This is a genomic window from Pseudarthrobacter oxydans (assembly GCF_034258515.1).
Classification (GTDB): Bacteria; Actinomycetota; Actinomycetes; order Actinomycetales; family Micrococcaceae; genus Arthrobacter.
This window is the reverse complement of the sequence record NZ_CP139438.1, coordinates 1,361,232-1,381,789: the sequence shown is the minus strand read 5'-3', so window position 1 is coordinate 1,381,789 and position 20,558 is coordinate 1,361,232. Positions and strand designations below refer to the sequence as shown.

The window sequence follows — 20,558 nt, the reverse complement described above, 5'->3', positions numbered from 1 at the left end:
GGCGGCGGCCAGCTTGCCCGCATGATGGCCCCGGCCGCAACCGCACTTGGCTTTGAACTACGCGTCCTTGCCGAAGGTGACGATGTCTCCGCTGTCTCGGCGGTGCCGTCCTCGCCCGTGGGTGACTACAAGGACCTGCAGACCCTCCTGGACTTCGCAGAAGGCCTGGACGTCATGACCTTTGACCATGAGCACGTCCCAACGGCCCACCTTCGTGCCCTGCAGGATGCCGGCGTCAATATCCAGCCCGGACCCGACGCGCTCGTCAACGCCCAGGACAAGCTGGTAATGCGTGCAGCCATCGATCGGCTGGAACTTCCCAATCCTGCCTGGGCCGCCGTGAAGGATGTGGCCGGCCTCGTCAGCTTCGGGGAACAAACCGGCTGGCCGGTTGTGCTGAAGATGCCGCGCGGCGGCTACGACGGCAAGGGTGTCCGCATGGTGGGCTCAGCGGAAGAGGCTGCGGACACAGAGGAATGGTTTGACGCCATGAGCCCCCTCCTCGCCGAGGCCAAAGTCGAGTTCACGCGGGAACTGTCTGCGTTGGTGGCACGGACGCCCGACGGCGAGGCCCGGGCATGGCCCGTGGTGCACACCATCCAGGTGGACGGCGTGTGTGACGAGGTCATAGCGCCCGCGCTGGATATCCCCGTGGAGGTTGCCGCGGCAGCGGAAGACGCCGCACTGCGGATTGCCGGCGAGCTGGGAGTGACGGGCGTGCTGGCCGTTGAACTCTTCGAGACGCCGGGCTCCGGGGCAGGGTTCCTGATCAACGAACTCGCCATGCGCCCCCACAACACCGGCCACTGGACGCAGGACGGCTCGGTGACCAGCCAGTTCGAGCAGCACCTCCGGGCGGTACTGAACCTTCCCCTTGGCGCCACCGATGTCCTTGCACCGGTGGTGGTGATGAAGAACTTCCTGGGCGGCGAGAACCAGGACCTGTATTCCGCCTTCCCGCTGGCGCTTGCCAGCGAACCTGCCGCGAAGGTGCATTGCTACGGCAAGTCCGTCCGGCCCGGCCGCAAGATCGGCCACGTGAACCTGGTGGGTTCATCAACCGCGGACGTCGAGTCCGTTCGCCGCCGTGCCACCATGGTGGCCAACATCATCCGCGACGGGCGGGTGGCGGCGGAGGAAACGCCAAGCACTTTCGAGGAGAACGCATGAGCGCCCAAGCCACACCAGCCACCGCTTCGGAGACAGCGCCCCTGGTAGGCCTGGTCATGGGCTCCGACTCGGACTGGCCTGTCATGGAAGCCGCCGCGGACGCGCTGGCGGAGTTCGGCATTCCGTTCGAAGCCGACGTCGTGTCAGCCCACCGCATGCCTACGGAAATGATCCGCTACGGGCAGACGGCCCATGAGCGCGGCCTGAGGGTCATCATTGCCGGCGCCGGGGGCGCGGCCCACCTGCCGGGCATGCTGGCCAGCGTTACGCCGCTTCCGGTCATCGGCGTGCCTGTCCCCCTGAAAACCCTGGACGGCATGGACTCACTCCTGTCCATCGTCCAGATGCCGGCCGGCGTCCCGGTGGCTACCGTTTCAATCGCCGGGGCACGCAACGCGGGACTCCTGGCGGTGCGGATACTGGCAGCCGGCACGGACGAGCTTGCCGCATCGCTTCGCGCAGACCTCCTTGATTTCGCCGCGGACCTCAACGCCGTCGCAACCCGCAAGGGTGCGAACCTGCGGCAAAAGGTCAGCGAAGTCTTCGCCGAAGGCAACGGCGCCCTGCGGGGCAGCCGCTAGGGCGGCGCGTATGTCCAGCAGCAAGCTGCACGACTCCGCTCCCGGCGGCGCAATGACAGACCCCGTCCGGTACCCGGTCAGCGCCTCTCCGCACGTCCGCACCAAGCGGGCCTTCGTGCTTGTCCTCCTGACTCTCCTGGTCCCGGGCAGTGCCCAGATTGTGGCCGGCGACCGCAGGCTGGGCCGCGCCGCACTGGCCGTAACGCTCTCCGTCTGGGCAGTGCTGGCGCTCACCCTGCTCCTGCTGCTCCTCAACCGGCCCCTCCTGATCAACATCATCACCAACCCCTTCGCCTCCCTGGCGATCGTGATCCTGCTGGTAGCGCTGGCCGTCGGCTGGGCGGCACTGTTCATCAACACCCTGCGGCTGATCCGCCCCGTACTGCTGGAGCCCTCGGTACGGCCCGCCGTCGGGTTTGCCCTGGTACTGGCCCTGGTCCTCGGGAGCGGGTCGCTCGGCTACGCCGCCTACCTCCTCAATGTGGGCCGTAACGCGATCGGCAACATTTTTTCCGCCGGGCCCGCTATCGACCCCGTGGACGGGCGCTACAACTTCCTGATGATGGGCGGCGACGCCGGTGAGGACCGTACCGGACGGCGTCCGGACAGCCTCTCGGTGCTGAGCGTTGACGCCGAAACCGGCCAGACCGCCATCATTTCCGTCCCCCGCAACTTCCAGAACGCGCAGTTCAGCAAAGACTCGCCGATGCGGGAGATCTATCCCGACGGCTACAACTGCGGCGACGAATGCCTGATCAATGCCATTAACACCGAAGTCACCAACCAGCACGCGGACCTCTACCCGGGGGTGGCCGATCCGGGCGCGCAGGCAACCATGGAAGCCGTCTCCGGAACGCTGGGAATGACAATCCAGGCCTATGTCCTGGTGGACATGGAGGGCTTTGCCACGCTCATCGACGCCATGGGCGGCATCAAGATCAAGGCCGGCGGCTGGGTACCCATGAGCGGCTACTTCGACGATTACAGCCAAACCCACGGCATGCCCCTCGGGTGGATCCCGGCCGGAGAGCAGACACTCGACGGCAACCAGGCGCTCTGGTACGGACGGTCACGCGAGTATGTGGATGACTACGCCCGCATCCAGCGCCAGCAATGCGTCCAGCAGGCCATGCTGAAGCAACTGGACCCGGCCACGCTGCTGGCCAAGTTCGAAGACATCGCCAACGCGGGCACCCAGGTTGTGGAATCCAACATTTCCTCCTCCCAGCTTGGCAGCTTCCTGGACCTCGCGATCAAGGCGAAGGGCCAGGACGTCAAGCGGCTTACGATCGGCCCCCCGGACTTCGACGCCTCCTTCTCCACCGTCCCGGACTTCGACCAGATCCACCAGCGCGTGGACCAGTTGCTGGCGTCGGCCTCCGCCAAGGGCGCCCAGTCGGCAGGAATTCCCGACGACGCCATCGCCGTCCCGAAGGCGGGCGCCGGCCGCATCCAGGCGGCCGGGGCCTCCCCCGCCGCCCTGCCGGCCGGCGGCCGCGCCCCGCAGCAGCCCACGCCGTCGGACTTCACCCCGGTGACCACAACCCCCGACGGCGAGCCGATCACTGAAGAGATGCTGAACCAGCTCAAGCGCAATGGCGATGAAGAAACCATCCGCCAGCTCGTGGCCACCAACGGCCAGTGCGCCCCGCTCTAGCGGCCAACCCACCAAGGAACGGAACGGTTTTGTACCAGATTGACAACGTCCTCCGGGATTACGCCTGGGGTTCGACGACGGCCATCGCCGCCCTCCTGGGACGCCCGGAATCCGGCGGCCCCGAAGCGGAACTGTGGATCGGCGCGCACCCCGATTCCCCGTCGGTTGCCCGCGTTCCCGAGGACGGTTCGGCGACTACGGGCCTGGACGCCCTGATCTCGCGCGATCCGGAGCATTTCCTTGGCGCGGACTCCGTGGCCCGCTTTGGTCCGCGGCTGCCGTTCCTGGCCAAGATCCTGGCGGCAGCCCAGCCACTGTCCCTGCAGGTCCATCCGAGCCTGGAGCAGGCACGGGCGGGGTTTGCGCGGGAAAACGCAGCGGGCCTGGCTCCGGATGCACCCAACCGGAACTACCGCGACGACAACCACAAGCCGGAGATGATTCTCGCCCTGACGCCGTTTGAGGCGCTGTGCGGTTTCCGTCCGGCAGCCCGGACCGTGGACATCCTGCAGCATGTTGCGGCCGCCTTCGACTCCGTGGAGGGCGGGGCTCCCGCGCTGGTCAATGGGCTGCTTGCGGACCTCCAGTCCCCCGGTGAAAGCACGGGCCTGCGGAAGGCCTTCGAGCGCCTGATCAGCGGCGGCCAGCTCGTGGCTGATGCTACTGCGCTGGTGGTGGCTGCGCTCCTCTCCGGAGCGCCCCTTGCCCCCTACGAGGCCGAACTCAACACAGTGATCAGCCTGAACGAAAAGTACCCCGGCGATCCCGGAGTCCTGATCTCCCTGCTGCTGAACCGCATTTCGCTGGCACCGGGTGAGGCGGTATACCTCCCCGCCGGAAACGTCCATGCCTACCTGCACGGCCTGGGCGTGGAGGTCATGGCATCCTCCGACAATGTCCTGCGCGGCGGCCTCACCCCCAAGTTCGTGGATGTGCCCGAACTCCTGCGGACTGTCGACTTCCAGCCAGTGGCCGTGCCCAGGCTCGCGGCCGAAAGGACGGTCCTGGACCAGGAACTGTTCCGCCCCCCGTTCGAGGAATTCCAGCTCCAGCGCATCGAGCTCTCACCCGGCGCGGGACCGGTACCGCTGGCACAGTCCGGCGCGGCCGTGGTCATTGTTGTGGCCGGCAACATCTACCTGGATTCGCCCAAGGGCGACCTGGAGCTCTCCCGGGGCGGCAGCGCCTTCCTGGCCGCAGCCGAGGCTCCGGTCAACGTTCACCCGGTGGCAGGGAGCACGGAACCTGCGCTTGCTTTCGCCGTGACCACGGGCCTTTAGCAGGCTGCGCCCCGCGGCTTACTGGCGGCAACGGCAAAGGGCGACGGCGGCACCCGCCCGGGTGCCGCCGTCGCCCTTTGCCTGCCGGGGCTAGCTGCCCGGGCGCAGCTTCTTGAGTACGGGCCGGACCCTGCCGGCAGCAGCCTTCAGCAGCCGCCGGCCGGTCTGCAGCCCGCGCCGCGCCAGTGGCATGGCCTGGGCATAGGCCGGGTAGAACGGCGAGAGCGGTTTTTCCCAGGTGCCCAGCAGCATGTTCTCGTGCTTGGCGAACTGCTTCTTGAAGTCGGAGATGCCGTCGTTGAGCAGCCCGTTGAAGTCGTAGCGGGAGCATCCGTCCTCGCGCATCGCCTGCAGCGCCGCCCATTTCACGCCGTAGTTGACGCGCTGCTTCTGCCCCTCGCCGGACACGCCGCCGTAGAGCTCGAAGGCGGTGGCGCCGCTCCTGGCGAGCCAGACAAACGCCAGCAGCTGCTCGCCGTCGAACGCCCCGATGATCGGCGAGCCGTCCGCCATGTTCTTGAAGATGTCCCGGTAGTACTGGTCCTCGTGGATCCCGAAACCGGCCCGGTCCGCGGTCTCGTGGTAGACGGCCAGTACCTGCTCAAGTTCGGCGTCGTTCTTCACTTTGCGGAACTCAACGTCGCTGCGCATGGCCTTGCGGATGTTGGCCCGGGTGGACTTGGACATGTCCGCCATGAGCTCGTCATCGGTCCTGGTGAGGTCAAGGATCAGGGTCCGCGGGATAAGCACCGTATTGCTGGATGACCGGAACCCGGCGGCCGCCACTGCACCGGCGAAAACTGAATCCTGGTCCCAGTCCGGTTCGATGCTCAGGGCCACTCCCCGGTGGCGGACGGCGGCATGGCGGGCCAGGCTGTTGAGGACCGCCTGCGCATTCTCCGGTGCGCACATGGGGCCACGGGGAATGTACACCAGCGCACGGAACGGAAGGGGAAGGCGCCGGACCAGCAGCTGGGCGCAGCCAATGGTGTTCCCGCCGTCATTGATGAGCACACGGTCCACGGACCAGCCGTGCATGGCCTTGGTCTCGCCCCACCCCCAGAGCTGTTGCGGATGTCCCTGGAACCGGTCAACGTGGTCGTCCCAGAGGGCGCGGTCAGTACAGGGCACAACAGCAGGAATCATGGCTTCAACCCTATACCAACGGCTTAAACGCCAGGCCCCCGGAACGCGGTGCGCTCCGGGGGCCTGGGATCACAACGCGGCCGGGGTCAGCTCTTGCGGGCGTAGCCTTCCCACTTGTCAGCCCGGTGCTCGCCGTCAACGAAGCGGATGGTGCCGGACTTGGAACGCATGACGATGGACTGGGTGAGGACCCTGTCCTTGGAGTAGCGGACGCCCTTGAGGAGGTCGCCGTCGGTGATGCCGGTGGCGGCAAAGTAGCAGTTGTCACTGGAGACGAGGTCGTTGGTGGACAGGACCCGCTCGAGGTCGTGGCCGGCGTCGATGGCCTTCTGCTTCTCTTCGTCGCTGGTGGGCCACAGGCGGCCCTGGATGACACCGCCGAGGGACTTGATGGCGCAGGCGGCCACGATGCCCTCCGGGGTCCCGCCGATGCCCATCAGTGCGTCGACGCCGGTGCCCGAGCGGGCGGCCGCGATGGCGCCTGCCACGTCGCCGTCCATGATGAACTTGGTGCGCGCGCCTGCCTGCCGGATTTCCTCCACCAGCGGCTTGTGGCGGTCACGGTCGAGGATCATGACGTTGAGCTGGTTGACCTTGACGCCCTTGGCCTTCGCGATCAGGTGGAGGTTCTGCTTGACCGGGAGGCGGAGGTCCACCATGTCAGCGGCTTCCGGGCCAGTGACGAGCTTCTCCATGTAGAACACGGCGGAGGGGTCGAACATGGAGCCGCGCTCTGCCACTGCCAGGACGGCGAGGGCGTTGTTGATGCCCAGCGCGGTCAGCCTGGTTCCATCGATGGGGTCAACGGCCACATCGCATTCGGGCCCCGTACCGTCACCGACGCGTTCGCCGTTGAAGAGCATCGGAGCTTCGTCTTTTTCGCCTTCACCGATGACCACGACACCGTTGAAGTGGACGGTCTGCAGGAAGGAGCGCATGGCGTCAACGGCGGCACCGTCAGCCTTGTTCTTGTCGCCGAAGCCAACCCAGTGGCCGCCGGCGATGGCGGCTGCTTCGGTGACGCGGACGAGCTCGAGGGCAAGGTTCCGGTCCGGCTCATCATTGCCCACCGCCAGGGACGGGGAGAGCGTGGAGTACTTCTGGGTCATGGACGCTGGTGACACGTGAACCTCTTCTTCGAGTGGCGATCATTGAACCCACCCCGCCGGTGCAGCAGGGCGGTGATTCCTCTGATATCGATCATAGTCGCGGCACCGCCTTCGGAGCGGCGGATGACGCACCACCGCAATGTGCCAGGAGGCCGTGCCAGGGAGCCCGCGGAGGCCAAATGGAAGTTGACTGCCGCCATGGGCGACTATAGAGGGGTGAATGACATGCAGGAAAAGACCACCCCCAGTCCCGAGCCGCACGGATCCGGAGGCAGCAGCGTGTCCGGCGCCACGGCAGGACAGGGGCAGGTCAAGCCCGTCATTCCGGCGGCAGCCGCCAAGCGCGCCAACGCCTCGGTGATTGGAATGGTCATCGCCCTGGTGGTGAGCATCGCCGCGTTCCTGCCCATCATCCTCATGAATCCGCTCCCCAAAAGCGAGGGCTACCGTCCGAACATCGATGTGGGAGCCACCGCACGCAACGCCACGGATGTGGCGGGATTCACACCCGTGGCCCCGGACACCGGCAATACTTTCCGGCCGAACTACGCCCGGTGGGAAGCCGGAACCGGCAGCGGTGTCCCCACCTGGGAAGTGGGCTACCTGACGCCCAGGGAATCCTTCATCAGCCTGGTCCAGACCAGGAGCGCCAACCCCACCTGGCTTCTTCAGCAAACCAGGAACGCGCCCGTCACCGGCTCCCGGAACGCCGGCGGGCAGGACTGGCAGCTTCGGGACACCGGCAAGGGCGAAAAGTCCCTGGTGCTGGACTACCGCGGCACCACCGTTGTCCTGTCCGGGGAGGCCCAGCTGGACGAGATCGCCGTGCTGGCGGACGCCGTCGTCAGGTCCCTGGAAAGCAACCCGGCTGTCACAGTTTCACCCTCCGCGCCCGCCGCACCGTAAGGTAGGCGCGTGGCTACCTATCTGACTCCTGCACTCGCCTGGCGCCGTCTGCGCGAAGGCAATGAACGATTCGTAAACGGTGAGACCTCGCACCCCAACCAGGATGCGTCACGGCGGTCGTCCCTCGTGGAGAACCAGCACCCCTTCGCCGTCATCTTCGGTTGCTCCGACTCGCGGCTCGCCGCAGAGATCATCTTCGATGTGGGTCTCGGCGACGTCTTCGTCGTCAGGACGGCCGGCCAGGTCATTGACGACGCCGTCCTGGGCTCGCTGGAATACAGCGTGGCAGTGCTGGGGGTGCCCTTGATCGTGATCCTGGGGCACGACAGCTGCGGGGCCGTCAGCGCCACGAAGTCCGCGGTGGAAACCGGAGAGATGCCGACAGGTTTCATCCGGGACCTGGTGGAACGGATTACGCCGTCGGTCCTCACCTCCCTGCGCAATGACGAAACCGAAGTCAATGACATGGTGGTGGAACACGTCAAGCAGACATCGCAGCGCCTCGTGGACAGCTCCCGTGTGATTTCCGACGCAATCGGCTCGGGCAAGACCGCGGTCATCGGCCTCTCGTACAGCCTGGCCGAAGGCCGCGCCAACCTGGTTTCCGGAATCGGCGAGCACTAGGAGCTTCCCAAAACTGCCGCGGCGGTGGGCCTGTAGCAAGCAGTTCACGGTTTTCGATGCGGCGCCCGTGCGTCCTAAGCTAGCCCCATGACTTCCACTGAAGAGTTCCGCATTGAACATGACACGATGGGCGAAGTCCGCGTCCCCGTGAACGCACTGTACCGCGCGCAGACGCAGCGGGCAGTGGAGAACTTCCCCATTTCCGGCAAGACCCTGGAACGTGCGCACATTGAAGCACTGGCCCGGGTCAAGAAGGCTGCCGCCCAGGCCAACGCTGAACTGGGTGTGCTCGACGGCGAGCTGGCCAAGGCGATCGCAGATGCAGCCGATGAGGTGGCCGCCGGCAAGTATGACGGCGACTTCCCCATCGACGTCTTCCAGACGGGCTCCGGCACGTCCTCGAACATGAACACCAACGAGGTCATCGCCGAGCTCGCCTCGCGCGCCCTCAAGGCCGCCGGCAGTGACAAGGTTGTCCACCCGAACGACCACGTCAACGCCTCACAGTCCTCCAACGACGTCTTCCCCACATCGGTCCATGTCGCCGCCACCTCGGCCCTGATCAACGACCTCATTCCGGCCCTCGGCTACCTTGCCGAGTCCCTGGAGCGGAAGGCTGTCGAGTTCAAGGACGTCGTCAAGTCCGGCCGCACCCACCTGATGGACGCCACCCCGGTGATGCTCGGCCAGGAGTTCGGCGGCTACGCCGCGCAGGTCCGCTACGGCATCGAGCGGATCAACGCCTCGCTCCCCCGCGTCGCTGAGGTTCCGCTCGGCGGCACGGCCGTGGGCACCGGCATCAACACCCCGGCGGGCTTCCCGGAGCGCGTCATCGAACTGCTTGCAACCGACACGGGGCTTCCCCTGACGGAGGCCCGCGACCACTTCGAGGCCCAGGCCAACCGCGACGGCCTGATCGAGGCGTCCAGCCAGTTGCGCAACATCGCGATCTCGTTCATGAAGATCAACAACGATCTCCGCTGGATGGGCTCGGGCCCCAACACGGGCCTTGGCGAAATCGCCATCCCGGACCTGCAGCCGGGTTCCTCGATCATGCCGGGCAAGGTCAACCCGGTCATCTGCGAGGCATCCATCATGGTGGCGGCACAGGTCATCGGCAACGACACCGCCATCGCCTGGTCCGGCACCAACGGCGCGTTCGAGCTTAACGTCGGCATCCCGGTCATGGCGTCCAACCTGCTGGAATCCATCCGCCTGCTCGCCAACACCAGCCGCGTCATGGCGGACAAGATGATTGACGGCATCACCGCGAACGTGGAGCGCGCCCGCTTCCTGGCCGAGGCCTCACCGTCCATCGTGACCCCGCTGAACAAGTACATCGGCTACGAGAACGCGGCCAAGATCGCCAAGACGGCCGTGGCTGAGGGCCTTACCGTACGCCAGGCAACCGAGAAGCTGGGCTTCGTCGGGGACGGCGAGGGCAAGGTCTCCGAAGCCGATCTGGACAAGGCACTGGATGTCACCACCATGACGGCTCCGGCCCACAAGGCCTAGGTCCCCTTCCCCGCCAGGTCCGCCTGGCGGTGGCAAGCACGACGGCGGCCGCCCATCTTCCCAGCGAAGGCGGGCGGCCGGCGTCTTTAAGGCCAGCTGCGAGCGCCGGGATTTCCCGCGAAGGCGGGCGGCCGTCGCATGAACGCCCGGGAGGGCTCAGGGTTCGAAGTGGGCGGCTTCCGCCGGAGCCAGGGCACGGTGGATGCTGGTGAGGTGGCCGGCCATGAGTTCAGGCAGTTCATTAATGCCGAACCACCCGACGGCCAGGGATTCGTCGTCATTCACCCGGGCGGTTCCGGAAACGTAGCGGCAGAGGAACACCACATCCAAGAACTCGCACACGTCGCCGTTCGGGTAGGTAAAGGGACCAACGGCCCCGACGGAGACCACCCGCTCGGGTTCGGCCACCACTGCCGTTTCCTCGAAAATCTCCCGCACCAGGCCGCGGGCCGGCTGCTCCCCGGGCTCCAGCATCCCGCTGACCAGGGCCCATTGTTTGTTGTCCGCCCGCTGTGCGAGCAGGACACGTCCCAGCGCGTCCACCACCACGCCGCGGACCCCGGGAACCCACAGGGGATCATTGCCGATTTTCTTACGGAGCTTCAGGACGTAGTCAGGCGCTGGCATCCCGCCAGCCTACCGAAGTGTCTGCCCCCTTTGCCCGCTGGAAGCTGTCCCCGGGCCCCTTGCTGCCGAGGGTCAGGCCGGAAGCAGCATGGCCGCAGCAGTTCCTGCGAGCATAAACGGCCCGAACGGGATGGAGGATTTCAATGTCCCCCTGCGCGCGGCCAGGAGCACGATGGACCACACGCCGCCCAGCAGGAAGGCCAGGAAGGTACCGGCAAACAGGTGGCCCCAGCCAAGGTAGCCGAGGTACATACCCAGGACTCCTGCGAGTTTCACATCGCCAAATCCCATTCCGGGTGGGTAGGCCGCCCGGAGAATGAAGTAGAAGAGCCACAGGATGGCGGCTCCGGCCACTACCCGGAGCACCGGAAGGGCCAGGATGCCTGCGGGAGATCCGGGAGAATCCGGGGCCCCGCCGTCGCCGGTTCCGGGAAAGGCCGACGCCGCGAGGAGGAGCACTCCGGCAACGGCGTAGGACGGGAAGACAATCCGGTTTGGCAGGAGGTGGTGGCGGACGTCAATCACTGTGAGCCGCACGGCCATCACCGCGAAGTAGGCGCAGGCAGCCAGCACCAGCCAGAAGGCCAGCGGGGTGTGCTGCCACAGTTCGCCCAGTCGTTGGATCACCCTCGGATGCTACTGGATTTCCGCTCCGTGGCAGTACTGGCCGCGCGTAAACTGTGGATATGGCGACGTGGGAATCCCGGCACCGGCCGGATCCGGACAGTGGTGCTGCCTCGACGGACCTCGCGGCCATGTTCCGGGACCTGTGCCGGTCCTCTCCCTGGAAGTGGCAGTCGCTGCGCTTTGAATACTGGGACGAGCCGTTTGCAGTTATCTGCCCTCAAGTGGGGTTCACAGCGATGTAGGTTCTGCATTAGGGTCGTCTCGGAACGCACGGATTATCTACCCTGACGAGGTACGTTCGTATGCCGCAGTCCCTGATTCCGTTTCCGTCGACCACCCACCCGATCGTCCCGATTTCACGGCGCTGGATCGCGTTCAGCGTCATCCACAAGGCTGGAGGCCCGTCCTGGGCAGTAGTGGACTCCTCCACCTACGAGTTGCATTCTGAGGCCAGCGCCTACCTTCACTACCTTCTGGGTTCTGCCCGGTCCGCCAACACCATCCGGGCCTACGCGCAGCGCCTGGCCGCTTTCTTCACCTGGCTCGGTCCGGCGAGGTTGGACTGGACTGACGGTGTTCCTGTCGTTTCCCGGTTCATCCGGGAGCTCGCCGTCACCGCGTTGAACGCCCCGGAGGGAAACGCGGAATATCGTGAGCCGCGCTACCGGAGCGGGAAAACAATGAACCAGTATGCCGCGGCAATAACCCAGTTCTACATGTGGGCCGCGCGCAGTGATCTGGTCAGTGAGAAGACGGCCGCAGGCTTCTACGAAACCAGAATCGCCTACGGCTATTCCGGTGACAGACTCCTGCCGGGCCAGGTGTTGAGGTCCCGGGCAGTTCGCGTCAAGGAAATCGAAGAAGCCCCGAAGTTGCTGAATGAAACCGGTGCGGAGTCGTTGCTGGAGGCGGTCTCCAACCACCGTGACCGTTTCCTGGTGGCACTGATGGTCGAAACGGGCGTCCGGATCGGTGAGGCCTTGGGGCTGCGGACAGAGGATCTGCACCTTTTCCATGACTCGCGTGCCGTCGGTTGTGTGTCCGTTGGGCCACATATCCACGTCCGGCGGCGACAGAATCCCAACGCTGCGCTGTCCAAATCCTCGAACCCACGCACAGTCCCGGTCACTGAAGCGGTCTGCACCCTGTATTACCTGTACCTTGAGGACCGCATCGACCGGTTGGCCCAGGATTCCAACCCGATGGTCTTCGTCAACCTGTATTCCCGGTCCCATGTCGGGGAAGCGTTGAAGTACTCCAACGCCGTGAAGATGTTCTACCGCTCTTCAGGCCGTGCTGGGCTCCGGGTAAACCCGCACATGACACGGCACACCGCGGCGACCCGCTGGAAGAGGGCAGGAGTGCCGACGCGGGACGTTCAGGCACTGCTCGGGCACCGCAGTCCCTCATCCCAGCTCATGTATGAGCACTCCTCCGACCAGGACCTGCGCGAGGCCATCGAACGTGTCCGGTTCCGTTCGTCGGAGCCCACATGAGCGGCGGACAATCAGTCATCTTCGATGTTTCTCCGGTCCTACCGCGGCCGGAACCAGTCGACCCGGCCGCGGACCTTGCAGGCTTCCAGCACATGCTTGCCCAGGAAATCCGGGACGATTGGCGGCCGGAGGAATGGGACAGCGAGGCCTGGGTCTTCACCGGAGTTCCTGGCCACTTGGGCACGCTCGTCAACCAGTGCAGGTTCCCTGGCTGCCATGGCCCCTCATTTACACGCCGCAGCGGGCTGTGCAACGTCTGCACCGGCCGCTACCTCCGGCACACCAGACGCCTCGGCGCCATGACCGCCGAGGCCTGGGTCGAAAGGGCAGTCCAGCTGCAGGACACCAACTGGGCATCCCGCGTCGTCCCGATCCTGTGTTCGGTGACGAACTGCACAAACCGTAGCAAGGGACTTGGTGTGCCCTTGATGACCCCGACGGAGGGGAACCCCAAACGATGGCACCAGCAAAAAGACCGGCTCCCTCCCCTGTGTCTGGGCCACCAACCACGCCACACAGTCGAAGACATCAAGGAATGGATCGCGTCCCAAGCCGCCAATCCGGTAGCAGCGCCAGAGTATTGCGCAGTTCCGTGGTGCGGCTACAAACGTCACCACGCCAACCAGACGGGCATCTGCAGAATGCACGCCAAGCTGATCCACGACCCGAGTGAGCTTGCGCTGCATCTTGAACGCGAAGCTGTCGTCTCTCTGGAACCTGACGGCTACCGGGAAATCCACGCGCCGCCGGCGAGAACCGACGGGTACGAACTCAACCTGGCCCCTCTACGCCGCCGGCACCCGGGACTGGCCACGGAACTGCTGTGGTCCCTTCAGCATCAGGACCGCATTGGCTTCCCGATCAACATCACCACGACCAAGGCCCTCATCAAGTCGGCGCTGGAATTCCCTCAGGCCACGAAGTCCTTCCTGAACGCCGACACCCACGCACTTGCTGAGGGCAATATGCTGTGTTCCGTAAATGCCTGGTCCATGTTCCGGGTGGTGCGGGCGAGGTTGCTGGAACGCTACGTCCCGTGGTCCACGGACGGTGATCTGCTGCAATCGGACCTCATCCCGTTCGGTCTGCTCATGACCTCTTCAAACAGATCCGGCTCCGCACGATCCATGGCTGCCCTGGATTTCCGCCCGATCCCTCTGGACTGGGCCCGGCACATGACCAAGCTCTGGATCCTGGAGCGGTCCACCACCGAAACCTCCTCGACGACCCTCATCACTCACGTCGCAAGACTATGCACCGACTTCATCGTCCAATGCTCGGCGCGACGCCTTCCCGCGCCGACCAACGCATCCGGACTGACCCGCGAGCATGGCAAGGTGCTCGCACATGCACTGGCCGGCCTGACGCGGCTCGACGGAAAACCCCTGACCAACGCCTACAAACGCTTTCTCGGGTCAACCGTGGCGGGCATGATCGACTACACCCGGAAGAACTCTGACCTGTTCGAACACACCACGCTCTCCTTCTCCCTCGACTACGACCTGCAAATCCCACTAGAAGACGCCCCAGGGACAGACGCTGACGACGAGACCGGACGGGCAATCCCCGAACCCGTCATCGAGTACCTCTTCAAACAGTTACCCACGGCCCGTGTCGCCAGTCCGACCTCGGCCGCGGTCCCCAATGACGTCTATAAAGCAGCCTTCACCTGCTACATGACCCTGCTGCGCGACGCCGGGAGGCGGCCGAACGAGACGGCAAGCCTCCGAAGGGAATGCCTGAGCTACGACAGGACCGGTCAAGCCACCCTGCTGTGGCACAACGACAAAGGCAGACGCAGGGGCAGGCGCCTCCCCATCTGGGCAGAAACCGCCCACGCCCTGGAGTCGTGGTTCATCATCCGCGACCGCCACATCGAGGCGATGCCTGCCGGGCAGCAGGACTGGCTGTTTCCCACGTTCCGCTCCCGCGCCCGGGACAAACACCTCAAAACGGCCTGGTTCAACCGCCGGCTCCGTGACTGGATCGATAACCGGCTCCCGGACCTGCCCGGCCCGGCAAACGGCCCCGGAACGGGGACTCCTTTCGGCAAAACCTCCGTCTTCGCCTATGCATTCCGCCACTCCTACTGCCAACGGCTGGCCGACGCAGGAGTCGCCCAGGAAACCCTCCGCCGCCTCATGGACCACCGATCCGCGGACACCACAGCCAGGTACTACACGGTGACCAACGCACGAAAACGTAAAGCCATCGAATCCGTCAAAAGACTCTCCTTCGACACCCACGGCACCCACGCCCCCGTCGCTGAAGAGCTCTACTCAATGGCCGCCGTGGCCGTCCCGTTCGGCAACTGCACCGAACCGACCAACATCAAAGCAGGAGGCAAGGCATGCCCCGCCCGCTTCCAATGCGGCGGCTGTACGTTCTTCAGATCGGATCCTTCCCACCTGCCTGACCTCAAGGCGCATCTGGAACGCATGAAAGAAGACCTCGCGTGGCAGATCGCCCAGAACCTGCGCCCCTCGTTAATCACGGACACCAAGAATGAAATAGAAGCGTTCACGGGCCTTATCCAGGCACAGGAATCACGCCTTGCCGACCTGCCTTCCATCGAGCGGGAGTCACTGGCCGAGGCCTCCGCTGTGCTCCGCCGGGTCCGCGCCAGCGTCCCGACCGCCGTCGAGAAGCCCTTCATCCCGGTCGGAAGCCTCAGACTCAGGACCGATAACGGCAAGGAGATCGAGTGAGCAGACATCCGGGCAACGCGGCCGCCATGGTCCGGCAACGAAAGAAGGACAGCAATAACAAACGAGGTGCGGTTCTGGCAACCCTTGAGGCCATGGAACGTACGCGCAGCCCCATCACGGTAGCCGAGGTTGCACGCCTCGCCGGTGTCAGCCCGTGGCTCGTCCGACAGGAACCCCTCCTGGACGAGGTCAGGAAAGCACAGAAACGACATGCCACGGGCTCCGTGACATCCCCGGAAACAACAAAATCAACGACGGGCTCGCTCCAAGTCGAACGTGATCTTCTGCGCCAGGAGAACCAACGGCTCAGGCACGAACTACAGAGGCACCAGCGACGCATCTCCGAACTGCTCGGGGACCAAATCGACGGCACGGACGCCCACTCCCAAAGCCTTCGCGTCCAGGAACTGACAGATCAAAACGCCATCCTCTCCAAACAAACCAGCGAGAGAACCCAAGAGCTTCATCACGCTCAGCAGCAAGTCGCAGCACTCTCATCAGACCTGCAAGCAGCCCACAGCGTTAACCGTTCCCTGATGACCGAACTAAACCGCCCAGAACGAACCCGCCCCGGCCGAACTTAAACTTCAGTCTTACAGCTTCGGTTGCAGCTACCTCTTCTGGTCTGGACTCGGGCCGAGGGAACAAGCTGTCCTGTCGCGCTCCGGCTCCCATTCGTCAGTAACTGGCCGGGCCCACGAAGGCACAGACAAGATATTCCCGGGAGGGAGGGCCTGCCGTTACAAGCTGTAGCACGGTCTCCTAGACGAGCGGTTCAGCAGCCACCCTGAGCTCGCGAAGTTCGTCCTCCACCGCACGGGCCGGCCAGTGGTCATGCGTCAGGTCCTGAATCCGGTTCCGATCGGCTGCCGGGAATAGCTTCTCAAGCAAGCGCGCTGCGTGCAGGAGTGCGATCAGCGCCCGGTTCCTGGGATCTGTTTCCGCGCGGGCAGTTTCTGAAGGCTCCAACTGCTCGGCACGGGAACCGGACGCCGATTCGGCGCGGCCACCGCTCAGCGCCGACTCGATCCTCTTCAGGAGCGCCGCTTCTGGAGTATGGTCCTTCTCCGGGTACCGCACGCTCTTGAACACGCCGAGGTGCTTTTCGCCGACTTGATCCAGGATGCCTCGGGAGGCCATGCTCTCGTAGACGCGCTGCACCTCGGCACGGCCCTCGAGCATGGAGACCCACTTTTTAGGTGGGTGCGGACGGGATTTGTGGCGGATGATCTCCAGTTCGTGCTGGAGGTGTGTTTGTGGCTCTGTACCGGTGGCCCGGACATTCTTGCCCTGCAGTTCGATTGCGCCAAGCAGGTCCAGTTCGGCCAGGATTGCCCCCGCCACCGTGGTCCTGAGTACGTAAGACGGCAGCTCCGGTTCGCCGTCGATATCGTTCGTTGCCAGCAGGAGGAACGCCTGTGGAAGGCTCAGCTCTCCGCCATTAGCTGTTTGAGGATCCATAAGATCATGGTGCTCCCGTCAGGGTTCCGTCACAACCAGTCGCGTTGATTCATAGAAGATGACTGGCTAGACGCGTGTCTGCCGTCCCGGCGCGGGGTGCGGCCACGGCAACGCGGATAGATCCCCTGTCCGTGCTGCCGTGGCTGTTGCCATAACTGCCCTAGTTACGGTCAGGCGGTCATTTCGTGGCGAAGGTATTGGAAAGCCGGAGCAAGGTGTCTACGACGCCTTGTCCGTCACTGCAGTTCTGACGCGGTAGCGGTGCCGTCCATGGCCGGCGTTCCTGCGTGCCCGATGTCCGCTCCCGTCCTGAAGTGCTAGCGATGTCATCCGGTAGGAGCGCTGACCCTCAAGCTTTCTGGGCTCGACCCACACCTCGTGTCCTTCAGCGGCTTCGATCAGAACACGGCCGGTGAGCCCGTCGGCGGCGATCCAGAGCGCCGAGGAATCGGGCATGACATCCTCAACGAGTCCTTCCCGAACGACCGTGCCGTTTTTCCGGACTTCCACGAGGGCGCCGAGAAGGGTGTGCCAGAGGTCATGGCGGTAGAAAGTCATGCGGGTACCTTTCGTTCAACTGCGGAGGGGAACGGAAACTGCGTTGGTGCCTTTCGGCCCGGATCCTACCGGGCGATAATGACGTCGAGCTTGCGGGGGCCGTGGACTCCCTCGACGCGTTCAAGTTCGATGTCGCTGGTGGCACTCGGGCCGCTGATCATGGTCAGGGGCCGAGTGCCGTCGATCCGGCGCAGCGCTTCGGGCAGGATCCCGGTTATATCAGTGGTTTTGACGATGCAGATGTGGTGGTCCGGGACCAGGGTGATCGCGCGGCGGCCCTGGTTGGGGCTGCCGTCCAGGATGATGGTCCCGGTCTCGGCGACGGCGACGGCGCTGCCGGTCACGACGGCGTCGATGCCGTCGAGCTCGGCGACGGACAGCGGCGCTGCGGCCGAGTCCTGGCGGCGCCGGCTGTCGTGTTCGAGTTCGAGTCCTGTGAGCCAGCCGGCGTCGAGCCCTGTGGGCACGACGTAGCTGCCGGCGTCGGCGAGGAGTTCCGCGATCCGCGCCGGGACCTCTGCGTTGTCCACGACCGAGACCTGTGCTTTGTAGTCGATCAGGCGGTCCACCAGCAGCTCGATCAGTGCCTCCTCATCCAGCTGGGATGCCGCCCGGTACTCCCGCGGGATCTCGGGCGCCACGGGGCTGTCTTTCAGGGCGGTGCGGATCCGCTCGAGGATTTCTTCGCGTGCGCTCATGGCTGGTTTTCCTGATCTTGGGACGCGGCGGGGGCAGCGTCTGGCTCTGGTGTCCGGTGTTCCTTTTTCCACCAGTCCCGGAAGGACTGCGAGGGGGGTGCCGGGATGTCGCGGCTTTGGGTCCAGCCGGCGGCGATGCCGGGCAGCTTGGTGATCTTCTTGTCCGGGCCGGCGGCCAGGCGTCCCAGCGGCAGCCCCTTTTCGAGAAGGCCGAGACGTTTTCCTGAGGACAGCGCCCAGGAGGCGGCGTTCATGCCGACATCCATCTGGGTGGGGATCTTCTTCTTGCCGCGTTTGCTGTCCACATCGACGCTGCGCAGGTGCACCAGGATGTCGGGGATGTTGATCTTTACCGGGCAGGCGTCATAGCAGGCCCCGCAGAGTGAGGACGCGTAGGGCAGCGAGTTGTTCTCCTCGGCCTGGATGCCGGTCATCAGCGGTGAGAGAATCGCCCCGATAGGCCCGGGGTAGGTGGAGCCGTAGGCGTGGCCGCCCGTGCGCTCATAAACCGGGCAGACGTTCATGCAGGCGCTGCAGCGGATGCAGTGCAGCGCGGACCGGCCCATTTCATCTGCCAGCGCGGCGCTGCGGCCGTTATCCAAAAGCACCAGGTGCACGTTCTGCGGCCCGTCGCCTTCGGTGACGCCGGTCCAGAGCGAGGTATAGGGGTTCATCCGTTCCCCGGTGGAGGAACGCGGCAGCAGCTGCATGAACACTTCAAGGTCCTGCCAGGTGGGGAGAAGCTTCTCCACGCCCATCACCGTAATCAGTGTCTCGGGCAGTGTCAGACACATCCGGCCGTTACCTTCAGATTCAACAACAGCGAGGGTGCCCGAATCTGCCAGTGCGAAGTTGGCCCCGGAAACGGCGACCTTGGCGGTAAGGAACTTCCGGCGCAGGTGCGCCCTGGCGGCACCGGCGAGGCGGGCCGGTTCGTTGGTCAGATCAGGGTCCACGCCCTCCATTTCGCGCAGGAAAATGTCCCGGACCTGGCTGCGGTTCTTATGGATCGCCGGGACCAGAATGTGGCTGGGCTTGTCATGGTCCAGCTGGACGATCAGCTCGGCGAGGTCGGTCTCGAACGCTGCGATGCCCTGCTCTTCGAGGTACTCGTTCAGGCCGATTTCCTGCGTGGCCATGGACTTGATCTTGACCACTTCAGTTTCACCGGTCTCCCGGATCAGCCCGGCCACGATCTCGTTGGCCTCCGTGGCGTCGCGGGCCCAGTGAATGACGCCGCCGCGGGCCGTGAAGGTCTTCTCGAACTGTTCCAAGAGCTCGGGCAGCCGTGCCATCACAGATTCCTTGATCGCGGAACCGGCATCGCGCAGCTGTTCCCAGTCCGGCAGTTCGGAGACCACAGCGATCCGCTTGTCACGGATGGTGTGGGTGGCGTGGCCGAGGTTGGCCCGGAGCTGGGCGTTCCCGAGTTCGCGGTGGGCGGCCTTCGGGAAGGACTCGGAGGCGTGCAGGTTGCCCGTGCCATAGACAGGTATGGAGGGCATGCCGAGGTAAGTGCTCATCGCGTGGCCTTTCCGGTGGAGATGCGCACTTCGCCGGTGACGGACGCGGGCTCCTCGAGGGTGCTGGCAAGGATTTCGGCCAGGTGCAGGGTGGTGATGTCGCTGCCCTGGCGGGAGAGGCCGCCGCCGATGTGCATGAGGCAGGACGCGTCCCCTCCGGCGCACAGGCTTGCCCCTGTTGCCGTGATATTCGCCGTCTTGTCCTCAAGCATGGCGGAGGAGACGTCGGCGTTCTTCATCGAGAACGTGCCGCCGAAGCCACAGCACTGGTCAGCTTCCGGCAGTTCGGCCATGTCGATCCCTGCGACACTGCCCAGCAACCGCGCCTGCCGGTCCCCGAGCCGGAGCAGGCGCATGCCATGGCAGCTCGGGTGGTAGGTGACGCGGTGCGGGAAGTAGGAACCGAGCTGCGCGCCAGCATCGGTCACGCCGAGAACGTCCACGAGCAGTTCGGAGAGCTCATAGGTTTTGGCACCGACTGCGGTGGCACGTGTTTCCAGATCCTTGTCGCCGCACGAGCGGGCGACCATGGGGTGCTGGTGCTTCACGGAGGCGACGCAGGAACCGGACGGTGCGACGGCGACGTCGTAGTCCTCGGTGTCGAAGGCGGCGACGTGGTTGGCGATCACGGGGACAGCTTCCTTGAGGTAGCCGCTGTTGACGTGCATCTGCCCGCAGCAGGCCTGGCCGGACGGGAACACAACTTCGTGTCCCAGCCGTTCCAGGATTTTCACGGTGGCACGCGCTGTGGCGGGGTACATCGCATCCACGATGCACGTAGCGAACAAAGCGATTCGCATGGCAGCCTTTCGGGCTAAGGGGTTTGTGGTCTGACCATAGTAGATCACGTGACCGACGCCACTGGCAACCGG

Annotated in this window: 21 protein-coding genes; 11 read left to right on the top strand and 10 right to left on the bottom strand. The window is 65.0% G+C overall.

Annotation, left to right across the window (positions count from 1 at the left end):
• Window positions 1-21 precede the first annotated feature (21 nt).
• Genes SMD14_RS06355 through manA form a run of 4 tightly spaced genes read left to right on the top strand, consistent with a single transcriptional unit; the run spans window position 22 to window position 4,688 of the window.
• Window positions 22-1,170, top strand: coding sequence for a 5-(carboxyamino)imidazole ribonucleotide synthase (locus SMD14_RS06355; RefSeq protein ID WP_157242612.1), 1,149 nt, complete (start codon window positions 22-24; stop codon window positions 1,168-1,170).
• Window positions 1,167-1,751, top strand: a complete 585-nt coding sequence (gene purE / locus SMD14_RS06350; RefSeq protein ID WP_157238722.1) for a 5-(carboxyamino)imidazole ribonucleotide mutase — start codon at window positions 1,167-1,169, stop codon at window positions 1,749-1,751. Before SMD14_RS06355 ends, purE begins: the two co-directional genes overlap by 4 nt.
• 10 nt (window positions 1,752-1,761) lie before the next feature.
• Window positions 1,762-3,408, top strand: a complete 1,647-nt coding sequence (locus tag SMD14_RS06345) for an LCP family protein (RefSeq protein ID WP_321215739.1) — start codon at window positions 1,762-1,764, stop codon at window positions 3,406-3,408.
• A 29-nt stretch (window positions 3,409-3,437) separates the two neighbouring features.
• Complete coding sequence (gene manA / locus SMD14_RS06340; RefSeq protein WP_321215738.1) at window positions 3,438-4,688, top strand: mannose-6-phosphate isomerase, class I; 1,251 nt, start codon at window positions 3,438-3,440, stop codon at window positions 4,686-4,688.
• 90 nt (window positions 4,689-4,778) lie between these two features.
• On the opposite strand, the gene SMD14_RS06335 is transcribed toward manA, so the two are convergent.
• On the bottom strand, window positions 4,779-5,834 hold the full coding sequence (locus SMD14_RS06335; protein ID WP_321215737.1) for a peptidoglycan bridge formation glycyltransferase FemA/FemB family protein: 1,056 nt from the start codon (window positions 5,832-5,834) through the stop codon (window positions 4,779-4,781).
• An 86-nt stretch (window positions 5,835-5,920) separates the two neighbouring features.
• Entirely contained in the window at window positions 5,921-6,943 is a 1,023-nt protein-coding gene (glpX, locus tag SMD14_RS06330; RefSeq protein ID WP_157242613.1) for a class II fructose-bisphosphatase, read from the bottom strand.
• A 225-nt stretch (window positions 6,944-7,168) separates the two neighbouring features.
• Between glpX and SMD14_RS06325 the strand changes: the two genes are divergently transcribed.
• From SMD14_RS06325 to SMD14_RS06315, 3 genes are all read left to right on the top strand, one after another.
• The gene (locus SMD14_RS06325; protein ID WP_157242614.1) at window positions 7,169-7,849 is read left to right on the top strand and encodes a DUF4245 domain-containing protein; all 681 of its coding nucleotides are present in this window, start codon (window positions 7,169-7,171) and stop codon (window positions 7,847-7,849) included.
• A 9-nt stretch (window positions 7,850-7,858) separates the two neighbouring features.
• Entirely contained in the window at window positions 7,859-8,473 is a 615-nt protein-coding gene (locus tag SMD14_RS06320; RefSeq protein WP_321215736.1) for a carbonic anhydrase, read from the top strand.
• 87 nt (window positions 8,474-8,560) lie between these two features.
• Entirely contained in the window at window positions 8,561-9,988 is a 1,428-nt protein-coding gene (locus tag SMD14_RS06315) for a class II fumarate hydratase (RefSeq protein ID WP_091418460.1), read from the top strand.
• A gap of 156 nt (window positions 9,989-10,144) precedes the next feature.
• Here SMD14_RS06315 and SMD14_RS06310 read toward each other — a convergent pair whose 3' ends face one another.
• Entirely contained in the window at window positions 10,145-10,615 is a 471-nt protein-coding gene (locus SMD14_RS06310) for an NUDIX domain-containing protein (RefSeq protein WP_321215735.1), read from the bottom strand.
• Between the two features lie 72 nt (window positions 10,616-10,687).
• Entirely contained in the window at window positions 10,688-11,242 is a 555-nt protein-coding gene (locus SMD14_RS06305; protein WP_321215734.1) for an A24 family peptidase, read from the bottom strand.
• Window positions 11,243-11,301: 59 nt separating this feature from the next.
• Here SMD14_RS06305 and SMD14_RS06300 point away from each other — a divergent pair, with 59 nt between their 5' ends.
• The gene (locus tag SMD14_RS06300) at window positions 11,302-11,484 is read left to right on the top strand and encodes a hypothetical protein (protein WP_321215733.1); all 183 of its coding nucleotides are present in this window, start codon (window positions 11,302-11,304) and stop codon (window positions 11,482-11,484) included.
• Between the two features lie 60 nt (window positions 11,485-11,544).
• Complete coding sequence (locus tag SMD14_RS06295) at window positions 11,545-12,738, top strand: tyrosine-type recombinase/integrase (protein ID WP_321215732.1); 1,194 nt, start codon at window positions 11,545-11,547, stop codon at window positions 12,736-12,738.
• Between the two features lie 38 nt (window positions 12,739-12,776).
• Here SMD14_RS06295 and SMD14_RS06290 read toward each other — a convergent pair whose 3' ends face one another.
• Window positions 12,777-12,956 carry a hypothetical protein gene (locus SMD14_RS06290; protein ID WP_197432373.1) on the bottom strand — a complete coding sequence of 60 codons (180 nt, stop codon included), beginning with the start codon at window positions 12,954-12,956 and terminating at the stop codon, window positions 12,777-12,779.
• A gap of 423 nt (window positions 12,957-13,379) precedes the next feature.
• On the opposite strand from SMD14_RS06290, the gene SMD14_RS06285 reads away from it, so the two are divergent.
• Both SMD14_RS06285 and SMD14_RS06280 read left to right on the top strand, forming a co-directional pair.
• The gene (locus SMD14_RS06285) at window positions 13,380-15,446 is read left to right on the top strand and encodes a tyrosine-type recombinase/integrase (protein WP_197432374.1); all 2,067 of its coding nucleotides are present in this window, start codon (window positions 13,380-13,382) and stop codon (window positions 15,444-15,446) included.
• Window positions 15,443-16,030 carry a hypothetical protein gene (locus tag SMD14_RS06280; protein ID WP_321215731.1) on the top strand — a complete coding sequence of 196 codons (588 nt, stop codon included), beginning with the start codon at window positions 15,443-15,445 and terminating at the stop codon, window positions 16,028-16,030. Before SMD14_RS06285 ends, SMD14_RS06280 begins: the two co-directional genes overlap by 4 nt.
• Before the next feature lie 178 nt (window positions 16,031-16,208).
• On the opposite strand, the gene SMD14_RS06275 is transcribed toward SMD14_RS06280, so the two are convergent.
• From SMD14_RS06275 to SMD14_RS06255, 5 genes are all read right to left on the bottom strand, one after another.
• Window positions 16,209-16,907 (bottom strand): GPP34 family phosphoprotein, encoded by a 699-nt coding sequence (locus tag SMD14_RS06275; RefSeq protein ID WP_157238329.1) that lies wholly within the window; start codon window positions 16,905-16,907, stop codon window positions 16,209-16,211.
• Window positions 16,908-17,126: 219 nt separating this feature from the next.
• Window positions 17,127-17,465, bottom strand: coding sequence for a hypothetical protein (locus SMD14_RS06270; protein ID WP_157238330.1), 339 nt, complete (start codon window positions 17,463-17,465; stop codon window positions 17,127-17,129).
• A gap of 65 nt (window positions 17,466-17,530) precedes the next feature.
• On the bottom strand, window positions 17,531-18,163 hold the full coding sequence (locus tag SMD14_RS06265) for a lactate utilization protein C (protein ID WP_157238331.1): 633 nt from the start codon (window positions 18,161-18,163) through the stop codon (window positions 17,531-17,533).
• Window positions 18,160-19,686 carry a LutB/LldF family L-lactate oxidation iron-sulfur protein gene (locus tag SMD14_RS06260; RefSeq protein WP_254753037.1) on the bottom strand — a complete coding sequence of 509 codons (1,527 nt, stop codon included), beginning with the start codon at window positions 19,684-19,686 and terminating at the stop codon, window positions 18,160-18,162. Before SMD14_RS06260 ends, SMD14_RS06265 begins: the two co-directional genes overlap by 4 nt.
• On the bottom strand, window positions 19,683-20,486 hold the full coding sequence (locus SMD14_RS06255; protein WP_157238333.1) for a (Fe-S)-binding protein: 804 nt from the start codon (window positions 20,484-20,486) through the stop codon (window positions 19,683-19,685). Before SMD14_RS06255 ends, SMD14_RS06260 begins: the two co-directional genes overlap by 4 nt.
• Between the last annotated feature and the right edge of the window lie 72 nt (window positions 20,487-20,558).

Bases quoted from the DNA above. Each gene is read 5' to 3' on its own strand.
- SMD14_RS06255 (WP_157238333.1), bottom strand. From the start codon at position 20,486: ATGCGAATCGCTTTGTTCGCTACGTGCATCGTGGATGCGATGTACCCC.
- SMD14_RS06335 (WP_321215737.1), bottom strand. From the start codon at position 5,834: ATGATTCCTGCTGTTGTGCCCTGTACTGACCGCGCCCTCTGGGACGAC.
- glpX (WP_157242613.1), bottom strand. From the start codon at position 6,943: ATGACCCAGAAGTACTCCACGCTCTCCCCGTCCCTGGCGGTGGGCAAT.
- SMD14_RS06290 (WP_197432373.1), bottom strand. From the start codon at position 12,956: ATGGCAGCCAGGGAACCTGCACTGGTTGACGAGCGTGCCCAAGTGGCC.
- SMD14_RS06325 (WP_157242614.1), top strand. From the start codon at position 7,169: ATGCAGGAAAAGACCACCCCCAGTCCCGAGCCGCACGGATCCGGAGGC.
- SMD14_RS06295 (WP_321215732.1), top strand. From the start codon at position 11,545: ATGCCGCAGTCCCTGATTCCGTTTCCGTCGACCACCCACCCGATCGTC.
- SMD14_RS06310 (WP_321215735.1), bottom strand. From the start codon at position 10,615: ATGCCAGCGCCTGACTACGTCCTGAAGCTCCGTAAGAAAATCGGCAAT.
- purE (WP_157238722.1), top strand. From the start codon at position 1,167: ATGAGCGCCCAAGCCACACCAGCCACCGCTTCGGAGACAGCGCCCCTG.
- SMD14_RS06285 (WP_197432374.1), top strand. From the start codon at position 13,380: ATGCACGCCAAGCTGATCCACGACCCGAGTGAGCTTGCGCTGCATCTT.
- SMD14_RS06270 (WP_157238330.1), bottom strand. From the start codon at position 17,465: ATGACTTTCTACCGCCATGACCTCTGGCACACCCTTCTCGGCGCCCTC.
- SMD14_RS06345 (WP_321215739.1), top strand. From the start codon at position 1,762: ATGTCCAGCAGCAAGCTGCACGACTCCGCTCCCGGCGGCGCAATGACA.
- SMD14_RS06315 (WP_091418460.1), top strand. From the start codon at position 8,561: ATGACTTCCACTGAAGAGTTCCGCATTGAACATGACACGATGGGCGAA.
- SMD14_RS06260 (WP_254753037.1), bottom strand. From the start codon at position 19,686: ATGAGCACTTACCTCGGCATGCCCTCCATACCTGTCTATGGCACGGGC.
- SMD14_RS06355 (WP_157242612.1), top strand. From the start codon at position 22: ATGATGGCCCCGGCCGCAACCGCACTTGGCTTTGAACTACGCGTCCTT.
- SMD14_RS06300 (WP_321215733.1), top strand. From the start codon at position 11,302: ATGGCGACGTGGGAATCCCGGCACCGGCCGGATCCGGACAGTGGTGCT.
- SMD14_RS06275 (WP_157238329.1), bottom strand. From the start codon at position 16,907: ATGGATCCTCAAACAGCTAATGGCGGAGAGCTGAGCCTTCCACAGGCG.
- SMD14_RS06265 (WP_157238331.1), bottom strand. From the start codon at position 18,163: ATGAGCGCACGCGAAGAAATCCTCGAGCGGATCCGCACCGCCCTGAAA.